This window comes from Paenibacillus sp. FSL H7-0735 (assembly GCF_038008505.1).
GTDB lineage: Bacteria > Bacillota > Bacilli > Paenibacillales > Paenibacillaceae > Paenibacillus_AQ > Paenibacillus_AQ odorifer.
On record NZ_JBBOZH010000001.1, the window covers coordinates 187,819 to 205,791 of the forward strand.

General features: G+C 47.1%; 12 protein-coding genes, 10 tRNA genes, 3 rRNA genes and 1 other RNA gene. All 26 read left to right on the forward strand.

Annotation, left to right across the window (positions count from 1 at the left end):
- Positions 1-60 precede the first annotated feature (60 nt).
- The 26 genes from rho to lgt all read left to right on the forward strand — a co-directional run bounded on the left by rho (position 61) and on the right by lgt (position 17,972).
- Positions 61-1,413 carry a transcription termination factor Rho gene (gene rho / locus NSS82_RS00890; protein ID WP_036679930.1) on the forward strand — a complete coding sequence of 451 codons (1,353 nt, stop codon included), beginning with the start codon at positions 61-63 and terminating at the stop codon, positions 1,411-1,413.
- Positions 1,414-1,438: 25 nt separating this feature from the next.
- The gene (locus NSS82_RS00895; protein WP_076273395.1) at positions 1,439-2,716 is read left to right on the forward strand and encodes a radical SAM protein; all 1,278 of its coding nucleotides are present in this window, start codon (positions 1,439-1,441) and stop codon (positions 2,714-2,716) included.
- A gap of 121 nt (positions 2,717-2,837) precedes the next feature.
- Positions 2,838-3,035, forward strand: a complete 198-nt coding sequence (gene rpmE, locus NSS82_RS00900; protein ID WP_036679927.1) for a 50S ribosomal protein L31 — start codon at positions 2,838-2,840, stop codon at positions 3,033-3,035.
- A 117-nt stretch (positions 3,036-3,152) separates the two neighbouring features.
- Positions 3,153-3,421, forward strand: an RNA gene (gene ffs / locus NSS82_RS00905) — signal recognition particle sRNA large type.
- 137 nt (positions 3,422-3,558) lie between these two features.
- Positions 3,559-5,328: a DNA polymerase III subunit gamma/tau gene (dnaX, locus tag NSS82_RS00910; protein WP_076148013.1), complete on the forward strand. Its 1,770-nt coding sequence runs from the start codon at positions 3,559-3,561 to the stop codon at positions 5,326-5,328.
- A gap of 47 nt (positions 5,329-5,375) precedes the next feature.
- Positions 5,376-5,687: a YbaB/EbfC family nucleoid-associated protein gene (locus NSS82_RS00915; protein WP_036679924.1), complete on the forward strand. Its 312-nt coding sequence runs from the start codon at positions 5,376-5,378 to the stop codon at positions 5,685-5,687.
- A gap of 38 nt (positions 5,688-5,725) precedes the next feature.
- The gene (gene recR / locus NSS82_RS00920) at positions 5,726-6,325 is read left to right on the forward strand and encodes a recombination mediator RecR (protein WP_036679922.1); all 600 of its coding nucleotides are present in this window, start codon (positions 5,726-5,728) and stop codon (positions 6,323-6,325) included.
- Between the two features lie 137 nt (positions 6,326-6,462).
- Complete coding sequence (locus tag NSS82_RS00925) at positions 6,463-6,714, forward strand: DUF2508 family protein (protein WP_036679920.1); 252 nt, start codon at positions 6,463-6,465, stop codon at positions 6,712-6,714.
- 42 nt (positions 6,715-6,756) lie between these two features.
- Entirely contained in the window at positions 6,757-7,014 is a 258-nt protein-coding gene (locus tag NSS82_RS00930) for a pro-sigmaK processing inhibitor BofA family protein (RefSeq protein WP_370510561.1), read from the forward strand.
- 302 nt (positions 7,015-7,316) lie between these two features.
- Positions 7,317-8,874: ribosomal RNA gene (locus tag NSS82_RS00935) — 16S ribosomal RNA — on the forward strand.
- 124 nt (positions 8,875-8,998) lie between these two features.
- Positions 8,999-9,115: ribosomal RNA gene (rrf, locus tag NSS82_RS00940) — 5S ribosomal RNA — on the forward strand.
- A 46-nt stretch (positions 9,116-9,161) separates the two neighbouring features.
- Positions 9,162-9,238: transfer RNA gene (locus NSS82_RS00945), tRNA-Ile, on the forward strand.
- 24 nt (positions 9,239-9,262) lie between these two features.
- Positions 9,263-9,338: transfer RNA gene (locus tag NSS82_RS00950), tRNA-Ala, on the forward strand.
- A 165-nt stretch (positions 9,339-9,503) separates the two neighbouring features.
- A 23S ribosomal RNA gene (locus NSS82_RS00955) occupies positions 9,504-12,430 on the forward strand.
- Together the 16S, 23S and 5S rRNA genes with 10 tRNA genes alongside form the textbook arrangement of a ribosomal RNA operon.
- A gap of 82 nt (positions 12,431-12,512) precedes the next feature.
- Positions 12,513-12,604 (forward strand) — tRNA-Ser (locus NSS82_RS00960).
- A gap of 30 nt (positions 12,605-12,634) precedes the next feature.
- A tRNA-Met gene (locus NSS82_RS00965) sits at positions 12,635-12,711 on the forward strand.
- Between the two features lie 8 nt (positions 12,712-12,719).
- A tRNA-Val gene (locus NSS82_RS00970) sits at positions 12,720-12,795 on the forward strand.
- Positions 12,796-12,827: 32 nt separating this feature from the next.
- Positions 12,828-12,903, forward strand: a tRNA-Thr gene (locus tag NSS82_RS00975).
- A gap of 14 nt (positions 12,904-12,917) precedes the next feature.
- A tRNA-Asp gene (locus tag NSS82_RS00980) sits at positions 12,918-12,995 on the forward strand.
- Between the two features lie 62 nt (positions 12,996-13,057).
- Positions 13,058-13,130 (forward strand) — tRNA-Phe (locus NSS82_RS00985).
- Between the two features lie 8 nt (positions 13,131-13,138).
- Positions 13,139-13,224, forward strand: a tRNA-Tyr gene (locus NSS82_RS00990).
- A gap of 5 nt (positions 13,225-13,229) precedes the next feature.
- Positions 13,230-13,302: transfer RNA gene (locus NSS82_RS00995), tRNA-Lys, on the forward strand.
- A 149-nt stretch (positions 13,303-13,451) separates the two neighbouring features.
- Positions 13,452-14,546, forward strand: a complete 1,095-nt coding sequence (locus NSS82_RS01000; protein WP_038568087.1) for a PucR family transcriptional regulator — start codon at positions 13,452-13,454, stop codon at positions 14,544-14,546.
- 111 nt (positions 14,547-14,657) lie between these two features.
- Complete coding sequence (locus tag NSS82_RS01005; protein WP_036687044.1) at positions 14,658-15,779, forward strand: ABC transporter ATP-binding protein; 1,122 nt, start codon at positions 14,658-14,660, stop codon at positions 15,777-15,779.
- A gap of 210 nt (positions 15,780-15,989) precedes the next feature.
- Positions 15,990-16,928 (forward strand): HPr(Ser) kinase/phosphatase, encoded by a 939-nt coding sequence (gene hprK / locus NSS82_RS01010; RefSeq protein ID WP_036687047.1) that lies wholly within the window; start codon positions 15,990-15,992, stop codon positions 16,926-16,928.
- 12 nt (positions 16,929-16,940) lie between these two features.
- Positions 16,941-17,972 carry a prolipoprotein diacylglyceryl transferase gene (gene lgt, locus NSS82_RS01015; protein WP_076126827.1) on the forward strand — a complete coding sequence of 344 codons (1,032 nt, stop codon included), beginning with the start codon at positions 16,941-16,943 and terminating at the stop codon, positions 17,970-17,972.
- Position 17,973: the final 1 nt, after the last annotated feature.

The window sequence follows — 17,973 nt, forward strand, 5'->3', positions numbered from 1 at the left end:
TTTTTGCCTAGTAGATAGACTAGGAAGAACTCATTTAAAAATTGAATAGGTGGTTATTACATGGATCTTCAAATTTCCGATCTGGAAGAAATGAAGCTGACCGAGTTATATAAGCTGGCCAAGAAATACCAGATCCCTTATTACGGACAGCTGAAGAAACGGGAACTGATCTTTGCGATCCTTCGGGCACAGGCAGAGCAGAGCGGTCTCATGTTTATGGAAGGCGTGCTAGAAATTTTGCCTGAGGGCTATGGATTTCTTAGGCCAATTAACTATTTGCCCAGTGCTGAAGATATTTACATCTCAGCTTCACAAATTCGTAAGTTTGATCTCAGAAGCGGAGATCTTGTGTCTGGTAAATGTCGGACACCTAAAGAAAATGAACGATATTTTGGCCTGCTTCAAGTCAATGCCGTTAATGGCGAGAACCCTGCTAGTGCAGCGGAGCGTCTTCATTTTCCAGCATTAACACCACTTTATCCGCAAGACAAGCTACCGCTTGAAACATCCCCTACTCATTTGTCTACCCGAATAATGGATTTGCTCGCTCCTGTAGGTTTGGGGCAGCGGGGTTTGATTGTAGCACCTCCAAAAGCAGGAAAAACGCTCCTCTTAAAAGAAATTGCCAATAGTATTTCCACTAATAATCCTGAGATTGAGCTCTTTGTATTGCTGATTGATGAACGTCCTGAAGAAGTAACCGATATGCAGCGTTCTGTAAAAGGCGAAGTGGTTGCATCGACGTTTGATGAGCTTCCAGAGAATCATATTAAAGTGGCTGAGCTTGTGTTGCAAAGGGCACTTCGTTTAGTTGAGCACAAGAAGGATGTAGTTATTCTTTTGGATAGCATTACGCGTCTGGCGCGTGCTTATAATCTGGTGGTTCCACCCTCTGGACGTACACTTAGCGGGGGGATTGACCCGGCGGCTTTTCACCGGCCGAAGCGGTTTTTTGGTTCTGCACGGAATGTGGAAGAAGGCGGCTCATTAACTATTTTGGCAACAGCATTAATAGATACTGGCTCGCGTATGGATGATATTATATATGAAGAATTTAAGGGTACCGGTAATATGGAGCTTCATTTGGACCGCAAATTGGCGGAACGCCGGATATTCCCAGCTATCGATATTCGTCGTTCAGGTACACGTCGCGAAGAAGTGCTCTTGAGCAAAGAAGAACTGGATACGATTTGGGCGATTCGCAAAAATATGAACGAATCCTACGATTTTGTGGAGGGATTCATCAAAAAGCTGCGTGATACGAAGACTAATGCTGAGTTCTTGGCATCCTTTGACGTTGCTGGGGCAAAAACAACACCAAACGGGACTGCAAGTAACGGGGGCACTTCCAACAGTGGTACAGCTGCTCGTCGTACCACGCGGGCGAAGACACCTTCAGTACCTACAACTTGAGAATTGATAATAAGAGGAGACTAACATGTATTTGGTATATGCCGACGGGCAAGGAAACGTATATGATCATCCCGAACTGTACGGGCTAGCTCGTAGCGGGGATATGATTGTTGAAATGCTGGAGGAAGAATTAATTCCATTACCAGAAGGTGCTACGCTCGTGGGCTTGCCTAGTACACGTGCTGTGGGTATGAATCCTGAGACGGGTGAAATGATGTCTTTGCCGGAAGGCTCGCAGGCTGTCGGAGCGCTGCTGCCGCAAGGCTATACTCGTCTATGTCTTCCTGGTTATGTGAAGACAGATAAGTCTTATAAGCTTCCTCTGTTTGGGTATTCGGCTGTAGTGTGGAAGGATGGCGGGTTCTATGTTGCGGCAGACCCTACCGATAATCCAGAGAAATGGAATCCACTTAATTGTGACAAAGAAGATCTTGAAGTCAGCGTTGGTGAGATGACAGCCAAATATCCTGATAACCGTCTCTATGAGCATCTTTCTAACTGTGCGCTTGGCTATGAATGCCTGACTTCCTCCAATACCTTTTTAGGGCGTTGGGAGGGCGGTGTACCCGTCTCTTATTCATGTAATGCTGGATGTTTTGGCTGTATTTCTGAGCAACCTGATGATAGCGGCTTTGTATCTCCGCAGACTCGGATGAATTTCCGGCCTACGGTCAACGAAATTTCACAAGTTATGTTGGAGCATTTAAAGACGCCTGAATCGATTATCAGCTTTGGACAAGGCTGTGAAGGGGAACCTTCCACGCAAGCAAAACTTATTATAGAAGCTATTCGTGAAGTGCGCTCGATTACTGATATGGGCTATATCAATATCAACACCAATGCGGGATTAAGCGATCATATGCGAGGAATCGTTGATGCTGGGCTCGATTTGATGCGTGTCAGCACAATCAGTGCCCTTAATGACCATTATAATGCTTATTACAAACCACGCGGTTATACATTGGCCAATGTAGAGAAATCTTTGAAATACGCTGCTTCGCAGGGGGTTTACACGTCGATCAATTATCTAATCTTCCCTGGAGTGACTGATCGCGAAGAAGAGATTGAAGCGATGCTGGAGTTTGTAAGACGTACTGATCTGAAGCTTATTCAGATGCGTAATCTAAACATTGACCCGGAGAGCTATTTAGAGTTGATTCCTCCTGCCCAGGGTGAAATCCTTGGGATGAAGACGATGCTTGATATTTTCCGCGATGAACTGCCGGATGTAGTTATAGGCTCTTATACACATGTGCCACCAGCAGATATGGCGCGGGCTAAGCGGCGGGGAATCAATATTTAAGCGGCTAAAATGTAAAAATGAAACATATTGCCCATTTCGATATTTCGTGCTAAAATACCACAGTGTAATCATATAACTCTGGGTCCGCATGAGGCTTAGGGCATGAGAGGTGAAATTCAAAATGCAAGAAGCAATTCAACCAAAGTATAATGTAACTAAGGTAACCTGCGCATGTGGCAACACTTTCGAAGCTGGCTCTGTTAAACAAGAGCTTCGTGTCGAAATTTGCTCCAACTGCCATCCGTTCTTCACTGGCAAGCAGAAGTTCCTGGATGCCGGCGGTCGCGTAGATAAATTTAAGAAGAAATATGGTATCTAATTTGAACAGTCGCTTTGCGGCTTAACGGTTAGATTGAGCCCCCAGCTGTATAGCTGAGGGGCTCATTTTATGTCTTGGAGTTGATTTTTGTCCGAGCGTGAGCTATACTTATCTTCGCCGTGCTAGACGGGGAGGTAGCGGTGCCCTGTAACTCGCAATCCGCTGTAGCGAGGTTGAATTCCTGTTAGAGGTGCTATCGATGTGAGGCCTTGGTTCCTATGGGCTGTGTTGACAGTTGGGTCCTCCGCAATGAGTGCTTATGAACCTGGTCAGGTCCGGAAGGAAGCAGCCATAAGTAAGATTACTCTTGTGCCGGAGGGTGGCCTAACTCGAGCAGTCATGTAGGGTTGCCGCTTGGATCGTAGCCATCAATAACAGGTGCACGGTTTATAATTCTGTTTATCATAGCATCTTTGCCACAAGCAAAGATGCTTTTTGTTTTTGGTCAATAGCCGATGAATATAGTATAATAAATTTGCGACAAATGCCGGGAAAGCGGCAGCTTAAGAGAGGGTAATGCATAGTGGAACATATCGCGCTGTACCGTGCTTGGCGGCCGCAGTCGTTTCAAGACATGGTTGGACAACAGCACATTATCCAAACGCTGCAGAACGCAATTCGTGAACAGCGGGTTTCGCATGCCTATCTGTTCAGCGGTCCGCGGGGAACTGGTAAGACAAGTGCTGCTAAAGTCTTAGCTAAAGCGGTTAACTGTGAACGTGGGCCAGGTCCGGAACCTTGTAACGAATGTCCATCCTGCCTGCGAATCGCTGCGGGTAATGTAATGGATGTGCAGGAAATAGATGCGGCATCAAACCGGGGCGTAGAGGAGATCCGTGATCTGCGTGAAAAGGTGAAGTATGCACCTACCGAGGTACGCCGTAAAGTGTATATCATTGATGAAGTGCATATGCTGACTACAGAAGCTTTTAATGCTCTATTAAAGACGTTGGAGGAACCTCCGTCACATGCGATGTTTATTCTTGCGACAACGGAACCTCACAAATTGCCAGCGACAATAATTTCCCGTTGTCAGCGTTTTGACTTCCGTAGAGTGGCGTTAGAAGAACAGACCGCCCATCTGACTGCTATTTGTGAGAAGGAAGGGATTACAGCGGATAACAACGCATTGCAGTATATTGCCCGTCTATCTGATGGCGGTATGCGTGATGCATTGAGCTTGCTGGATCAGATTTCATCCTTTACAGATGGTAATGTTACGTACGAACAAGTGTTAGGAATGACAGGAGGAATTCCCTCCGAGCAATTTGCACGTCTTGCCACTGCCATATTGGAAGGTGATATGGGTCTTCTTCTGGAGCTCGTTGAGCAGCTTATGCATGAAGGTAAAAGTGCAGATAAATGCCTAGAGAATCTCATGTATTATTTCCGAGATTTATTGATGATTAAGATGGTACCCGAGGCCGATCAATTAACAGAGCGGGTGCTGAATCCTGCTGAATTTAAAGATATGGCCACCGCATTTTCTCGGGAGCGTCTATTTCAAATTGTAGATACAATCAATAAATACCTAGGTGAAATGAAATACGCAACACATCCTCAGACACTGTTTGAAGTGGCGCTGATGAAGCTTTGCAGCTTGCAGCAAGAGGTAAGTCAGAGCGCCGCATTTGCTCCGTTAGGTGAAACAAATGCCGGAGTAGGCGCGAATAATTCGAGTGTTGACTCTGGTGAACTGGATCTTCTCAAAAGACAGATCGCAGCACTGGAGAAGAAGCTGGAACAGGCTATGCAATCCGGTGGTATTTCCGGAGGAGGGCGTGATGGTGCTTCTGCACCGAAATCGCATGCGGTTCCAACACCGCGGGTTTCTTCAGCCTCAAAAATGCCTCCTAACGTAGATAAGTTTATTGCTGGTAAAGATAGTCCCGATTTTGCAGCAATCTATAAACAGTGGAGCCTTGTCCTGCAGGGAGTAAAAGAGGAAAAGGTAACGGTTCATGCATGGTTTGTAGACGGTGAGCCAGTATCGATTATGGAGGATGCGGTGCTTGTTGCATTCAAGAACACGATTCACCGCGATACTACTGAGAAGCCGGCAAACAGACAGGTTATTGAGAGTGTGCTTGCAGCGCGTCTAGGCAAACCTTATAGACTTGTAACCATGATGCTTCGTGACTGGAATGAAGCTGCCCAGAAGTCTGTGGGACAGACTGGCAAAGAAGAACTGCAGCTGGAGCATGAACACGATACTGCAGAAGCTAAACCTGAACCTTGGATTGATGAGGCTATCCAGCTTTTTGGAGAAGACCTTGTTGTCATAAAAGAGTAATATAAACATACTAGCGCTAATTGCGCATTCCAAAGGAGAGACGAAGTATGAATAATATGAACCAAATGATGAAGCAAGTTAAGAAAATGCAGGAGCAAATGCTCAAAGCTCAAGAGGAACTCGGAGGCAAGGTTATTGAGGGTTCATCAGGTGGCGGCGTAGTTACTGTTCAAGTAAACGGCCACAAAAAATTGCTGTCTATTCAAATTAAACCGGAAGCCGTTGATCCGGAAGATGTTGAAATGTTGCAAGATCTTGTAATCACTGCTGTAAATGATGCATTGACTCAAGCTGAAGAGCTTGCTAACAATGACATGGGTAAATTCACTGGTGGAATGAAGATCCCAGGCTTGTTCTAATAGCCCACTCCACTTCAGTCTAAAGGAGAATTATTAATTTGTATTATCCCGAACCGCTAGCTAAGCTGATCGATGCTTTTACGCGTTTGCCCGGGATTGGACCGAAGACAGCCGCCCGGTTAGCTTTTCATGTGCTTAACATGAAAGAGGATGAAGTCATTGATTTTGCAAAAGCGCTAGTAAGCGTCAAACGCAATCTTCACTATTGCTCGGTCTGCTGTAATATTACGGATACGGACCCATGTAAGATATGTCAGGACAAAACTAGAGATCCTTCAGTGATATGTGTGATACAAGACTCTAAGGATTTGGTGGCTATAGAACGAACCAAGGAGTTTAATGGATATTACCATGTTCTTCAGGGTGCAATTTCACCTATGGAAGGTATCGGCCCTGATGATATTCGCTTGAAAGAATTATTGACCCGTCTGAGTGATGAAAGAGTAAGCGAGCTTATTATGGCGACCAACCCCAACATCGAGGGAGAAGCAACGGCGATGTACATTTCTCGTCTTGTTCGGCCGTTTGAGATTAAAATCACCAGGATAGCTCATGGCTTGCCTGTAGGTGGCGATCTTGAATACGCTGATGAAGTTACCTTGTCCAAAGCGTTGGAAGGCCGTCGCGAGCTATTCTAGCAGCTCTATAGTGGTATTTTTCAAAAAGGAAGCCCTCGGGTTTCCTTTTTTTTGTTCTAAGTTTGTCCCTATCCCGATATGAATGAGAATAACGAGATGTGTATTTTGCATCAAAATTATTCTGAGGAGGAATTGAAATGGGATGGTGGAGAGAGCTGTGGCGGGGAGTGGATAAGGAACAAGGCAAAAAGGAAAGTGAGGGATGGGAAACCCTCTTAGAGGTCCGTAAGGCGCATTCAGAGTGGGAGAGGGCGTATCTGATGTTCGACGAGGCATTGGGACAGGATCAGATAGATTACGCGATATATATTCTGGAGGCTGCAGAACGTAAATATCAGATACATCTCAAACATGCAAAAAGCTTGGGGTTGAACAGTAGTCAAATATAAGGGCTTATAAATAAATGTATAAGGGGGATCTACATGCTTAGAATGATAGCTATGGGCGTATTGATATTATCTGTTATCTTATTAGGTTTAGTTGTATTTAGAAAAAAGCTGGGTTTTGGGTGGCTAAGTTTATTTGGGGTTCATTTGGTATTGGCTGCACTCGGGATATATGTAGTGAACTTCTCAGGTTTGCTCACGCAGGTGTATATCCCTTTGAACCCTGCAACTATAGGCGCAGTAACGGTTCTTGGGCTTCCTGGCGTGGTTATGTTGCTCGGATTAAGAATAATTTTATTTTAATGCTTGACGTGGCTTTGAAAAATATGATACATTAAGTCTCGCCCGTTTGGACAAGCTGTTGATTAACAACTTGCTGAAACGGTCAAGCAAAAAAAGAAATTAAAAAAATGCTTGACGAAAACAAAGGCGCTGTGATATATTATAAAGGTCGCTGCTGACAAGCAACGACGACGAAAGATGAGACATTGATCTTTGAAAACTGAACAACGAGTGAGTGGGAAATCACGTAAGTGATATCCAAAATTAGAGAATTAATTTTCTCGTCAGATGTTTCAAAATGAGCATATCGCTCTTTTCAATACTAATTGGAGAGTTTGATCCTGGCTCAGGACGAACGCTGGCGGCGTGCCTAATACATGCAAGTCGAGCGGAGTTACTTTGAAAGCTTGCTTTCAAAGTAACTTAGCGGCGGACGGGTGAGTAACACGTAGGCAACCTGCCCTTCAGACTGGGATAACTACCGGAAACGGTAGCTAATACCGGATAATTTCTTTTTTCTCCTGAGAGAAGAATGAAAGACGGAGCAATCTGTCACTGAGGGATGGGCCTGCGGCGCATTAGCTAGTTGGTGGGGTAACGGCCCACCAAGGCGACGATGCGTAGCCGACCTGAGAGGGTGAACGGCCACACTGGGACTGAGACACGGCCCAGACTCCTACGGGAGGCAGCAGTAGGGAATCTTCCGCAATGGGCGAAAGCCTGACGGAGCAACGCCGCGTGAGTGATGAAGGTTTTCGGATCGTAAAGCTCTGTTGCCAGGGAAGAACGTCCGGTAGAGTAACTGCTATCGGAGTGACGGTACCTGAGAAGAAAGCCCCGGCTAACTACGTGCCAGCAGCCGCGGTAATACGTAGGGGGCAAGCGTTGTCCGGAATTATTGGGCGTAAAGCGCGCGCAGGCGGCTATTTAAGTCTGGTGTTTAAACCTTGGGCTCAACCTGAGGTCGCACTGGAAACTGGGTGGCTTGAGTACAGAAGAGGAAAGTGGAATTCCACGTGTAGCGGTGAAATGCGTAGATATGTGGAGGAACACCAGTGGCGAAGGCGACTTTCTGGGCTGTAACTGACGCTGAGGCGCGAAAGCGTGGGGAGCAAACAGGATTAGATACCCTGGTAGTCCACGCCGTAAACGATGAGTGCTAGGTGTTAGGGGTTTCGATACCCTTGGTGCCGAAGTTAACACAGTAAGCACTCCGCCTGGGGAGTACGGTCGCAAGACTGAAACTCAAAGGAATTGACGGGGACCCGCACAAGCAGTGGAGTATGTGGTTTAATTCGAAGCAACGCGAAGAACCTTACCAGGTCTTGACATCCCTCTGAATCTGCTAGAGATAGCAGCGGCCTTCGGGACAGAGGAGACAGGTGGTGCATGGTTGTCGTCAGCTCGTGTCGTGAGATGTTGGGTTAAGTCCCGCAACGAGCGCAACCCTTAACTTTAGTTGCCAGCAGGTAATGCTGGGCACTCTAGAGTGACTGCCGGTGACAAACCGGAGGAAGGTGGGGATGACGTCAAATCATCATGCCCCTTATGACCTGGGCTACACACGTACTACAATGGCCGGTACAACGGGAAGCGAAGCCGCGAGGTGGAGCCAATCCCATCAAAGCCGGTCTCAGTTCGGATTGCAGGCTGCAACTCGCCTGCATGAAGTCGGAATTGCTAGTAATCGCGGATCAGCATGCCGCGGTGAATACGTTCCCGGGTCTTGTACACACCGCCCGTCACACCACGAGAGTTTACAACACCCGAAGTCGGTGGGGTAACCCGCAAGGGAGCCAGCCGCCGAAGGTGGGGTAGATGATTGGGGTGAAGTCGTAACAAGGTAGCCGTATCGGAAGGTGCGGCTGGATCACCTCCTTTCTATGGAGAATCGTTCTCTGCAATGAGGACATTCAAATCGGAAGTTTAACTTCCATAATAGAACCTTCGGGTTCGAACACTCACTCGTGTTCAGTTTTGAAAGAGCGAGTCTCTTTCGCATGCGTTTGGTGGCGATAGCGGAGGGGTTCCACACGTACCCATCCCGAACACGACCGTTAAGCCCTCCAGCGCCGATGGTACTTGGACCGAAGGGTCCTGGGAGAGTAGGACGTTGCCAAGCGGACAACCAATTCATTGGTTGATTCACAATGTTATATATGTTATATGGGCTTTTAGCTCAGTTGGTTAGAGCGCACCTCTGATAAGGGTGAGGTCGGTGGTTCGAGTCCACCAAGGCCCACCATATAACATTATAGAGTAATTTTATGGGGCCATAGCTCAGCTGGGAGAGCGCCTGCCTTGCAAGCAGGAGGTCAGCGGTTCGATCCCGCTTGGCTCCACCATAAATTTTTAAATGAATAACTTTTTTAACTTGATCCTTGAAAACTGGATACCGAAACGAATTTGCGTTTTAGAACATCTTTTAGCAACTTGTGTAAACAAGTAAATGTTATTAGTGAGATTTTTCAAAGAAGATATCGTTCGATATTTTCCTACGGAAAAATCAAGGTTAAGCTAATAAGAGCACACGGAGGATGCCTAGGCGCCAGGAGCCGACGAAGGACGTGGCGAACAACGAAACTGCCTCGGGGAGCTGTAAGCAAGCTTTGATCCGGGGGTGTCCGAATGGGGAAACCCAGCTGTGGTAATTCGCAGTTACTCATTTCTGAATACATAGGAAATGTAGAGGCAGACCAGGGGAACTGAAACATCTAAGTACCCTGAGGAAGAGAAAACAATAGTGATTCCGTCAGTAGCGGCGAGCGAACGCGGAACAGCCTAAACCAAGGGGCTTGCCTCTTGGGGTTGTGGGACGTCTCACATGGAGTTACAAAGGAATATGGTAGGTGAAGAGGTCTGGAAAGGCCCGCGATAGAGGTAAAAGCCCTGTAACCTAAACTGTGTTCTCTCCGAGACGGATCCCGAGTAGTGCGGGGCACGTGAAACCCCGTATGAATCCAGCAGGACCATCTGCTAAGGCTAAATACTACCTGGCGACCGATAGTGAAACAGTACCGTGAGGGAAAGGTGAAAAGCACCCCGGAAGGGGAGTGAAATAGAACCTGAAACCGTGTGCTTACAAAAAGTCAGAGCCCGATCTATGGGTGATGGCGTGCCTTTTGTAGAATGAACCGGCGAGTTACGTTTAACATGCAAGGTTAAGCCGAGAAGGTGGAGCCGCAGCGAAAGCGAGTCTGAATAGGGCGATTGAGTATGTGGACGTAGACCCGAAACCGTGTGATCTACCCCTGTCCAGGGTGAAGGTGCGGTAACACGCACTGGAGGCCCGAACCCACGTACGTTGAAAAGTGCGGGGATGAGGTGGGGGTAGCGGAGAAATTCCAATCGAACTCGGAGATAGCTGGTTCTCCCCGAAATAGCTTTAGGGCTAGCCTCGGTATAAGAGTAGTGGAGGTAGAGCACTGATTGGGTGCGGGGTCCGCAAGGATTACCAAGCTCAGTCAAACTCCGAATGCCATATACTTATTGCCGGGAGTCAGACAGTGAGTGCTAAGATCCATTGTCAAAAGGGAAACAGCCCAGACCATCAGCTAAGGTCCCCAAGTGTGTGTTAAGTGGGAAAGGATGTGGAGTTGCACAGACAACCAGGATGTTGGCTTAGAAGCAGCCACCATTGAAAGAGTGCGTAATAGCTCACTGGTCGAGTGACTCTGCGCCGAAAATGTAACGGGGCTAAACACACCACCGAAGCTATGGCTAGATACGTATGTATCTGGGGTAGGGGAGCGTTGTGTAGGGGTTGAAGGTGTACTGAAAAGAGCGCTGGACACTACACAAGTGAGAATGCCGGTATGAGTAACGAAAAGATCAGTGAGAATCTGATCCGCCGAAAGCCCAAGGTTTCCTGAGGAAGGCTCGTCCGCTCAGGGTAAGTCGGGACCTAAGGCGAGGCCGAAAGGCGTAGTCGAAGGACAACAGTTTGAAATTACTGTACCACCGTAATCCGCTATGAGCGATGGGGTGACGCAGGAGGGTAGTGACGCGGACTGATGGATGTCCGTCTAAGCAGTGAGGCTGATGTGTAGGCAAATCCGCACATCATTAAGGCTGGGCTGTGATGGGGAGCGAAAATTGTAGTAGCGAAGGTCATGATCTCACACTGCCAAGAAAAGCCTCTAGCCAGGAGAAGGTGCCCGTACCGCAAACCGACACAGGTAGGCGAGAAGAGAATTCTAAGGCGCGCGGAAGAACTCTCGTTAAGGAACTCGGCAAAATGACCCCGTAACTTCGGGAGAAGGGGTGCCCCGGTAGTGTGAATAGCACGAGGGGGCCGCAGTGAAAAGGCCCAAGCGACTGTTTAGCAAAAACACAGGTCTGTGCGAAGCCGCAAGGCGAAGTATACGGGCTGACGCCTGCCCGGTGCTGGAAGGTTAAGGGGAGTGGTTAGGGGTAACCCGAAGCTATGAACCGAAGCCCCAGTAAACGGCGGCCGTAACTATAACGGTCCTAAGGTAGCGAAATTCCTTGTCAGGTAAATTCTGACCCGCACGAATGGCGTAACGACTTGGGCGCTGTCTCAACGAGAGATCCGGTGAAATTTTAATACCTGTGAAGATGCAGGTTACCCGCGACAAGACGGAAAGACCCCATGGAGCTTTACTGCAGCTTGATATTGAATTTGGGTACGATCTGTACAGGATAGGTGGGAGCCGTAGAAATCGGAGCGCAAGCTTCGGTGGAGGCGCCGTTGGGATACCACCCTGATCGTATCTAGGTTCTAACCTAGTACCCTTACCGGGTACGGGGACCGTGTCAGGCGGGCAGTTTGACTGGGGCGGTCGCCTCCTAAAGAGTAACGGAGGCGTTCCAAGGTTCCCTCAGAATGGTTGGAAATCATTCGCAGAGTGCAAAGGCATAAGGGAGCTTGACTGCGAGACCTACAAGTCGAGCAGGGACGAAAGTCGGACTTAGTGATCCGGTGGTACCGCATGGAAGGGCCATCGCTCAACGGATAAAAGCTACCCTGGGGATAACAGGCTTATCTCCCCCAAGAGTCCACATCGACGGGGAGGTTTGGCACCTCGATGTCGGCTCATCGCATCCTGGGGCTGAAGTAGGTCCCAAGGGTTGGGCTGTTCGCCCATTAAAGCGGTACGCGAGCTGGGTTCAGAACGTCGTGAGACAGTTCGGTCCCTATCTGTCGTGGGCGCAGGAAATTTGAGAGGAGCTGTCCTTAGTACGAGAGGACCGGGATGGACGTACCGCTGGTGCACCAGTTGTTCCGCCAGGAGCATGGCTGGGTAGCTACGTACGGACGGGATAAGCGCTGAAAGCATCTAAGCGTGAAGCCCCCCTCAAGATGAGATTTCCCAATTAGTAAGACCCCTTGAAGACGACGAGGTAGATAGGTTGGAGGTGGAAGTGCAGCAATGCATGGAGCTGACCAATACTAATCGGTCGAGGGCTTATCCTATACTTAGAATGCAGATTTGTTTCGGATTCAGTTTTCAGGGAGTCAAATTCCTGTTTGGATTGCTGTGGTACTGATATCGTTTGGAGAGATACCCAAGTGGCTATAAGGGGACCCTCTGCTAAGGGGTTAGACTGCGTAAGCGGTGCGTGGGTTCGAATCCCACTCTCTCCGCCATTTTCAATCCATAGCAATACTAATTATTGTGGCGGTGTAGCTCAGCTGGCTAGAGCGTACGGTTCATACCCGTGAGGTCGGGGGTTCGATCCCCTTCGCCGCTACCATAATACCTGGAGGCTTAGCTCAGCTGGGAGAGCATCTGCCTTACAAGCAGAGGGTCGGGGGTTCGATCCCCTCAGCCTCCACCATTTTCATCTTTTTAGAATTGCTTTTACACCGTGCCGGTGTAGCTCAACTGGTAGAGCAACTGACTTGTAATCAGTAGGTTGGGGGTTCAAGTCCTCTCGCCGGCACCATTTTTAATTAATGCGGAACCGTGGTGTAGTTGGCCTAACATGCCTGCCTGTCACGCAGGAGACCGCGGGTTCGAATCCCGTCGGTTCCGCCATTTTTTCCACAAAATGAGTGGGAAGTGTAAGACTTTTCCGCTTAATTGTCATGTAATCTTATGGCTCGGTAGCTCAGTCGGTAGAGCAGAGGACTGAAAATCCTCGTGTCGGCGGTTCGATTCCGTCCCGAGCCACCTTTTTTGGGGGATTAGCGAAGTGGCCAAACGCATCAGACTGTAAATCTGCTCACGTACGTGTTCGGTGGTTCGAATCCATCATCCCCCACCATTTATGAGCCATTAGCTCAGTTGGTAGAGCACCTGACTTTTAATCAGGGTGTCGAAGGTTCGAGTCCTTCATGGCTCATCCCAAACAGAAAGTCATCACCTTAGGGTGGTGGCTTTTTTTGTGTTTTTATGTCGTATTATAGTAGCGCGCTGCTGTAGTGATTAACATAATATTAGAGAATATGCTAAAATAGGCGAAAAGAGCAAAAGTGGTGGAGTATGGTGACTATGGATAGCGAAACATTGCGAAAAAAGTTAGAGCAGCTCACCGGAAAGAAAACCGGAATCAAGCAGTTAGGTAGGCAACATTCAGCTTCTCTTTTTAGCATGGGATTGGAAGCACAGGAACAGCCGGTAATCCATGAGGGTCATCTTTGGGCACCATTATATGAGACTGATGGACGTGTAACCGCTGTCTGGGTGGAATTGGATGGACTTAACTCTTTGGAAATTCAATTAGTGAATTATGCGGTTCGAAACTTTGCAATTGCACTAAAAGCTACTGGGGTTAGAGAAGAAGGGGAAGCGGAGGCTCGGCAGCTGGGAACCTGGTTGAACACCGAACTGGAGCAAGAGAAAAATGACTCTGAGATACCCGATGAGATGGCTCTAAAGGGACGTTTATTCGGAGATATGGTTCCATTCCTACTTAGCAGTGAGAATGCACATAGCCCGCAGATCACTTATCGTTCCTTAATGAAGCTGCTGCGCAGCTATTTTGAGAATGAAATTCTGCTTATACCTCTTCAAGAAAAAGAATGGTTAATATTGGCCCGGAAGGAACTACTCACGGGCGGAGATGATAAGGATGAGGAAGAAGAGAGTGTAGATGAAATTCTGGCTCAGACCAGCATGGGCTTACACGAACTGATAGCCAGCGAATGGGTAGGTGTATTCCATTTGGCTGTAGCTCCGGCTATAGTTCCTGTTAAGGGATTGACGGGATCCGTGGCCTTGCTGAGGGAGACTATTGTACTCGGTCGTATTTTCCAAGTGGGTGAGTATATTCATTTACCTTGGGAGCTGCATTTGGAACGATTGGTTAACAGCATTCCTGACGCACGGCGTAAACAGTTACTTGGACAGATTGGCGACTATTCTTCCGTATTATCGGATAAAGAGATGCTGATGACCCTGGAGACGTTTTTTGAGATGGATTGTAATGTAAGTGAAACAGCCAAGAAGCTATATATTCATCGCAACACGCTTTTATACCGTCTGGACAAGATCAAACAGGAGACTGGCGCGGATGTGCGTAGCTTTGGGGACGCTGCTATTGTGAAGCTTACTATGCTTTTGTATAAAGTGACGAAAAGGAAATAGGTTTTTTGTGAACGTTACAAATAGCCACCGTGTCCCGTCTAGGGTAATATAAATGTACAAGGAAAAAAGAATTTTTCAATTAATCAATAATTAACTCGAGGGGGAAATACAATGGCAGGCGTACGTTTAGAGCATATTTTCAAAAAATACCCGGGTTCAGATAAAGCAACAGTAATGGATATCAATCTTGATATTAAAGATAAGGAATTTCTAGTATTGGTTGGACCATCCGGTTGCGGTAAATCCACAACTTTGCGTATGATCGCTGGTCTGGAAGAAATCTCCGAAGGTAAAATGTACATTGGCGATCGTGTAGTCAACGACGTTGCACCTAAAGACCGCGATATCGCGATGGTATTCCAATCCTACGCCCTGTATCCGCATATGAGCGTATACCAAAACATGGCTTTCGGTTTGAAACTTCGTAAAGTGAAGAAAGATGAAATCGACAAGAAAGTACGTGAAGCTGCTAGAATTCTCGATATCGAGCATTTGCTAGATCGTAAACCAAAAGCACTTTCCGGTGGTCAACGCCAACGTGTCGCTTTGGGACGCGCTATCGTACGTGATCCACAAGTCTTCTTGATGGATGAGCCTCTTTCCAACTTGGATGCTAAACTTCGTGGTCAAATGCGCGCTGAAATCACTAAACTGGTTAAACGCCTTGAAACCACTTGTATCTACGTAACGCATGACCAAACAGAAGCTATGACAATGGGTGACCGTATCGTAGTTATGTATGATGGTATCATTCAACAAGCTGCTTCCCCTGAAGAGTTGTACAATGAACCAACTAACCTGTTCGTAGCTGGATTTATCGGATCCCCTACAATGAACTTTATCAATGGTACTTTGTCCGAAGCAAACGGTTCTGTCCGTTTCCGTGCTGAGAACCTTGATGTTGAAGTACCAGGCGGAAAAGCTCAAATCATCCGCAGCAAAGGCTACATTGGCAAAGAAGTAATTATGGGCGTTCGTCCAGAAGATATCCATGAAGAGCCAGTATTCTTGGAAGCTTCCCCGAACACAATCTTTACTTCATTGGTTGATGTAACTGAAAACCTTGGTCACGAAATGCTCCTTTACTTGAGCGGCCTTGGTAAATCTACTGTAATCGCTCGTGTAGATGGACGTTCCACTACTCGCGAAGGCAGCAAGCCAAAATTGGCTATCGATATGAACAAAGTTCACTTCTTCGATAAAGAATCCGAAGTTAACATTCTGTTGGGATAAGATCGCAGGATCTTTTCTCTCTTGATAAAGCCACCCGAAAGGGTGGCTTTATTGTTTAATTAGGGTCGTAATGGATAGGCGTTAAGATTGCATTCACAAGCGTTATCAATTAAGATAGCAGGAGAATTACCTCCGGAATTGTAATGAGATCGCTGTCAACCGGACGCAGTAAGCGGACATATACCGCAGGTGACGAAAGGACGAATTTACATGGCTAAGAAAGTAAAAGTATCTGAATTGGTACAACATTTTCAATTAGAGGTTATTTCCGGCCAGGAAGGTCTAAAGCGACCTATTACGGTCGATGACCTGAATCGCCCTGGACTAGAGATTGCTGGTTATTTCGAATATTATCCGGAAGAACGTGTTCAACTATTAGGTAAGACAGAACTCGCATTCTTCTCCATGCTGCCTGAAGCTGAACGTAAAAGTAGGCTTCGTGGAATCTGTAATGACAATACACCTTGTATCGTAATTACCCGTAGTTTGGATGTGCCACAGGAGTTAATTGATATAAGTAATGAAAAGGGACTTCCTGTGCTTCGTAGCTCGATGGCTACGACTATTTTCTCCAGCCGTTTGACGAGCTTCTTAGAAGGGAGATTAGCCCCTACAGCAACGATTCATGGTGTACTCTGTGATGTATATGGTGTAGGTATGCTGATTACTGGCAGTAGTGGTATTGGTAAGAGTGAGACAGCCCTTGAACTTGTAAAACGTGGACATAGACTGATCGCTGATGATGCCGTGGAAATCCGCCAGACTTCAGATAACCAGCTGCATGGTACAGCCCCTGAGTTGATCCGTCACTTGTTGGAAATTCGCGGAGTAGGTATCATTAACGTAATGACACTTTTTGGTGCGGGTGCTATCCGTAATCATAAACGGATTACACTTGTCGTTAGATTAGAGGCTTGGCAGCAAGACAAGCAGTATGACCGGCTTGGACTTGATGAGGAAACGACGCGGATTATTGATACCGATGTTCCACTTGTAACCATTCCTGTACGTCCAGGACGTAACCTTGCCGTTATTATTGAGGTTGCTGCGATGAACTATCGCCTGAAGCAAATGGGCTTTAATGCAGCCCTGCAGTTTACGAATAAGTTAACTGCGACCATATCTGAGGATATGGACGATCTCGATTAGGAGTGTGAGACAATGTTCCCATTAGCAATAGATCCTATTGTATTCTCAATTGGATCACTGCCTGTACACTGGTACGGGTTAATACTAGGGGTCGGTGCACTCGCGGGATTATTTCTTGCGATCCGCGAGGGCAAACGGTTCGGAATCCCGCAAGAATTCTTTATGGATATGCTGCTACTGGGTGTACCCTCGGCAATTATAGGGGCACGGATTTATTTTGTAGCTTTTAAATGGGACGATTATAAGCATAATCTGATAGACGTCTTTAAGATCTGGAATGGCGGCATCGCCATTTACGGCGCATTAATAGGAGCGATTATTTGCGGAATTATTTATTTCCGTTATAAGGGTTACCCTTTCTGGCGTATTGTTGATATTTGCGCACCTGGACTACTGGCGGGTCAAATGATTGGCCGCTGGGGAAACTTTGTCAACCAAGAGGCATACGGCAGCGTAGTTGAGGAATCTTTTTTACGGGATAAACTGCATTTACCTGACTTCATCGTTAATCAAATGTACATAGGGGATGCTTTTCATCATCCGACTTTCCTGTATGAATCTCTTTGGAGCTTACTAGGGATTGCGTTATTGATGGTTCTCCGTCGTCAGAAGTTTGTACGTGCTGGAGAAATCTTCATGTCTTACTTTATATGGTATTCCATCGGTCGGTTCTTCATCGAGGCTGTGCGTACTGACAGTTTAGCTTTTAACGGAAGTGCAGGACTGGCTTCGTTTATAAATGGCTTATGGAGTCCGATGGAATGGTTAGGTTTTGAACAAGGATATCTGGATCCTGCCTATGGTAATATTCGTATTTCTCAGCTGCTTTCTCTACTGATTATTGTGGCAGCTATATTATTAATCGTTATTCGCAGAGTAACCGGAGAGCCTAAAGCACATTATTCTGACCCTATCGTATGTACTAAACCGATCCAAGCAGATACTGTAGTGCCAGAAAGCGCAGTAAATACACCGCAGAAAACTCGTCAAGGAACACAACCTGAGCAAGGACAGCCAGCGGATGGAGATAAGAAGGAGCAGTAAA

Bases quoted from the DNA above. Each gene is read 5' to 3' on its own strand.
- hprK (WP_036687047.1), top strand. From the start codon at position 15,990: ATGGCTAAGAAAGTAAAAGTATCTGAATTGGTACAACATTTTCAATTA.
- lgt (WP_076126827.1), top strand. From the start codon at position 16,941: ATGTTCCCATTAGCAATAGATCCTATTGTATTCTCAATTGGATCACTG.
- NSS82_RS01005 (WP_036687044.1), top strand. From the start codon at position 14,658: ATGGCAGGCGTACGTTTAGAGCATATTTTCAAAAAATACCCGGGTTCA.
- NSS82_RS00925 (WP_036679920.1), top strand. From the start codon at position 6,463: ATGGGATGGTGGAGAGAGCTGTGGCGGGGAGTGGATAAGGAACAAGGC.
- NSS82_RS01000 (WP_038568087.1), top strand. From the start codon at position 13,452: ATGGATAGCGAAACATTGCGAAAAAAGTTAGAGCAGCTCACCGGAAAG.
- rho (WP_036679930.1), top strand. From the start codon at position 61: ATGGATCTTCAAATTTCCGATCTGGAAGAAATGAAGCTGACCGAGTTA.
- NSS82_RS00895 (WP_076273395.1), top strand. From the start codon at position 1,439: ATGTATTTGGTATATGCCGACGGGCAAGGAAACGTATATGATCATCCC.
- NSS82_RS00930 (WP_370510561.1), top strand. From the start codon at position 6,757: ATGATAGCTATGGGCGTATTGATATTATCTGTTATCTTATTAGGTTTA.
- rpmE (WP_036679927.1), top strand. From the start codon at position 2,838: ATGCAAGAAGCAATTCAACCAAAGTATAATGTAACTAAGGTAACCTGC.
- NSS82_RS00915 (WP_036679924.1), top strand. From the start codon at position 5,376: ATGAATAATATGAACCAAATGATGAAGCAAGTTAAGAAAATGCAGGAG.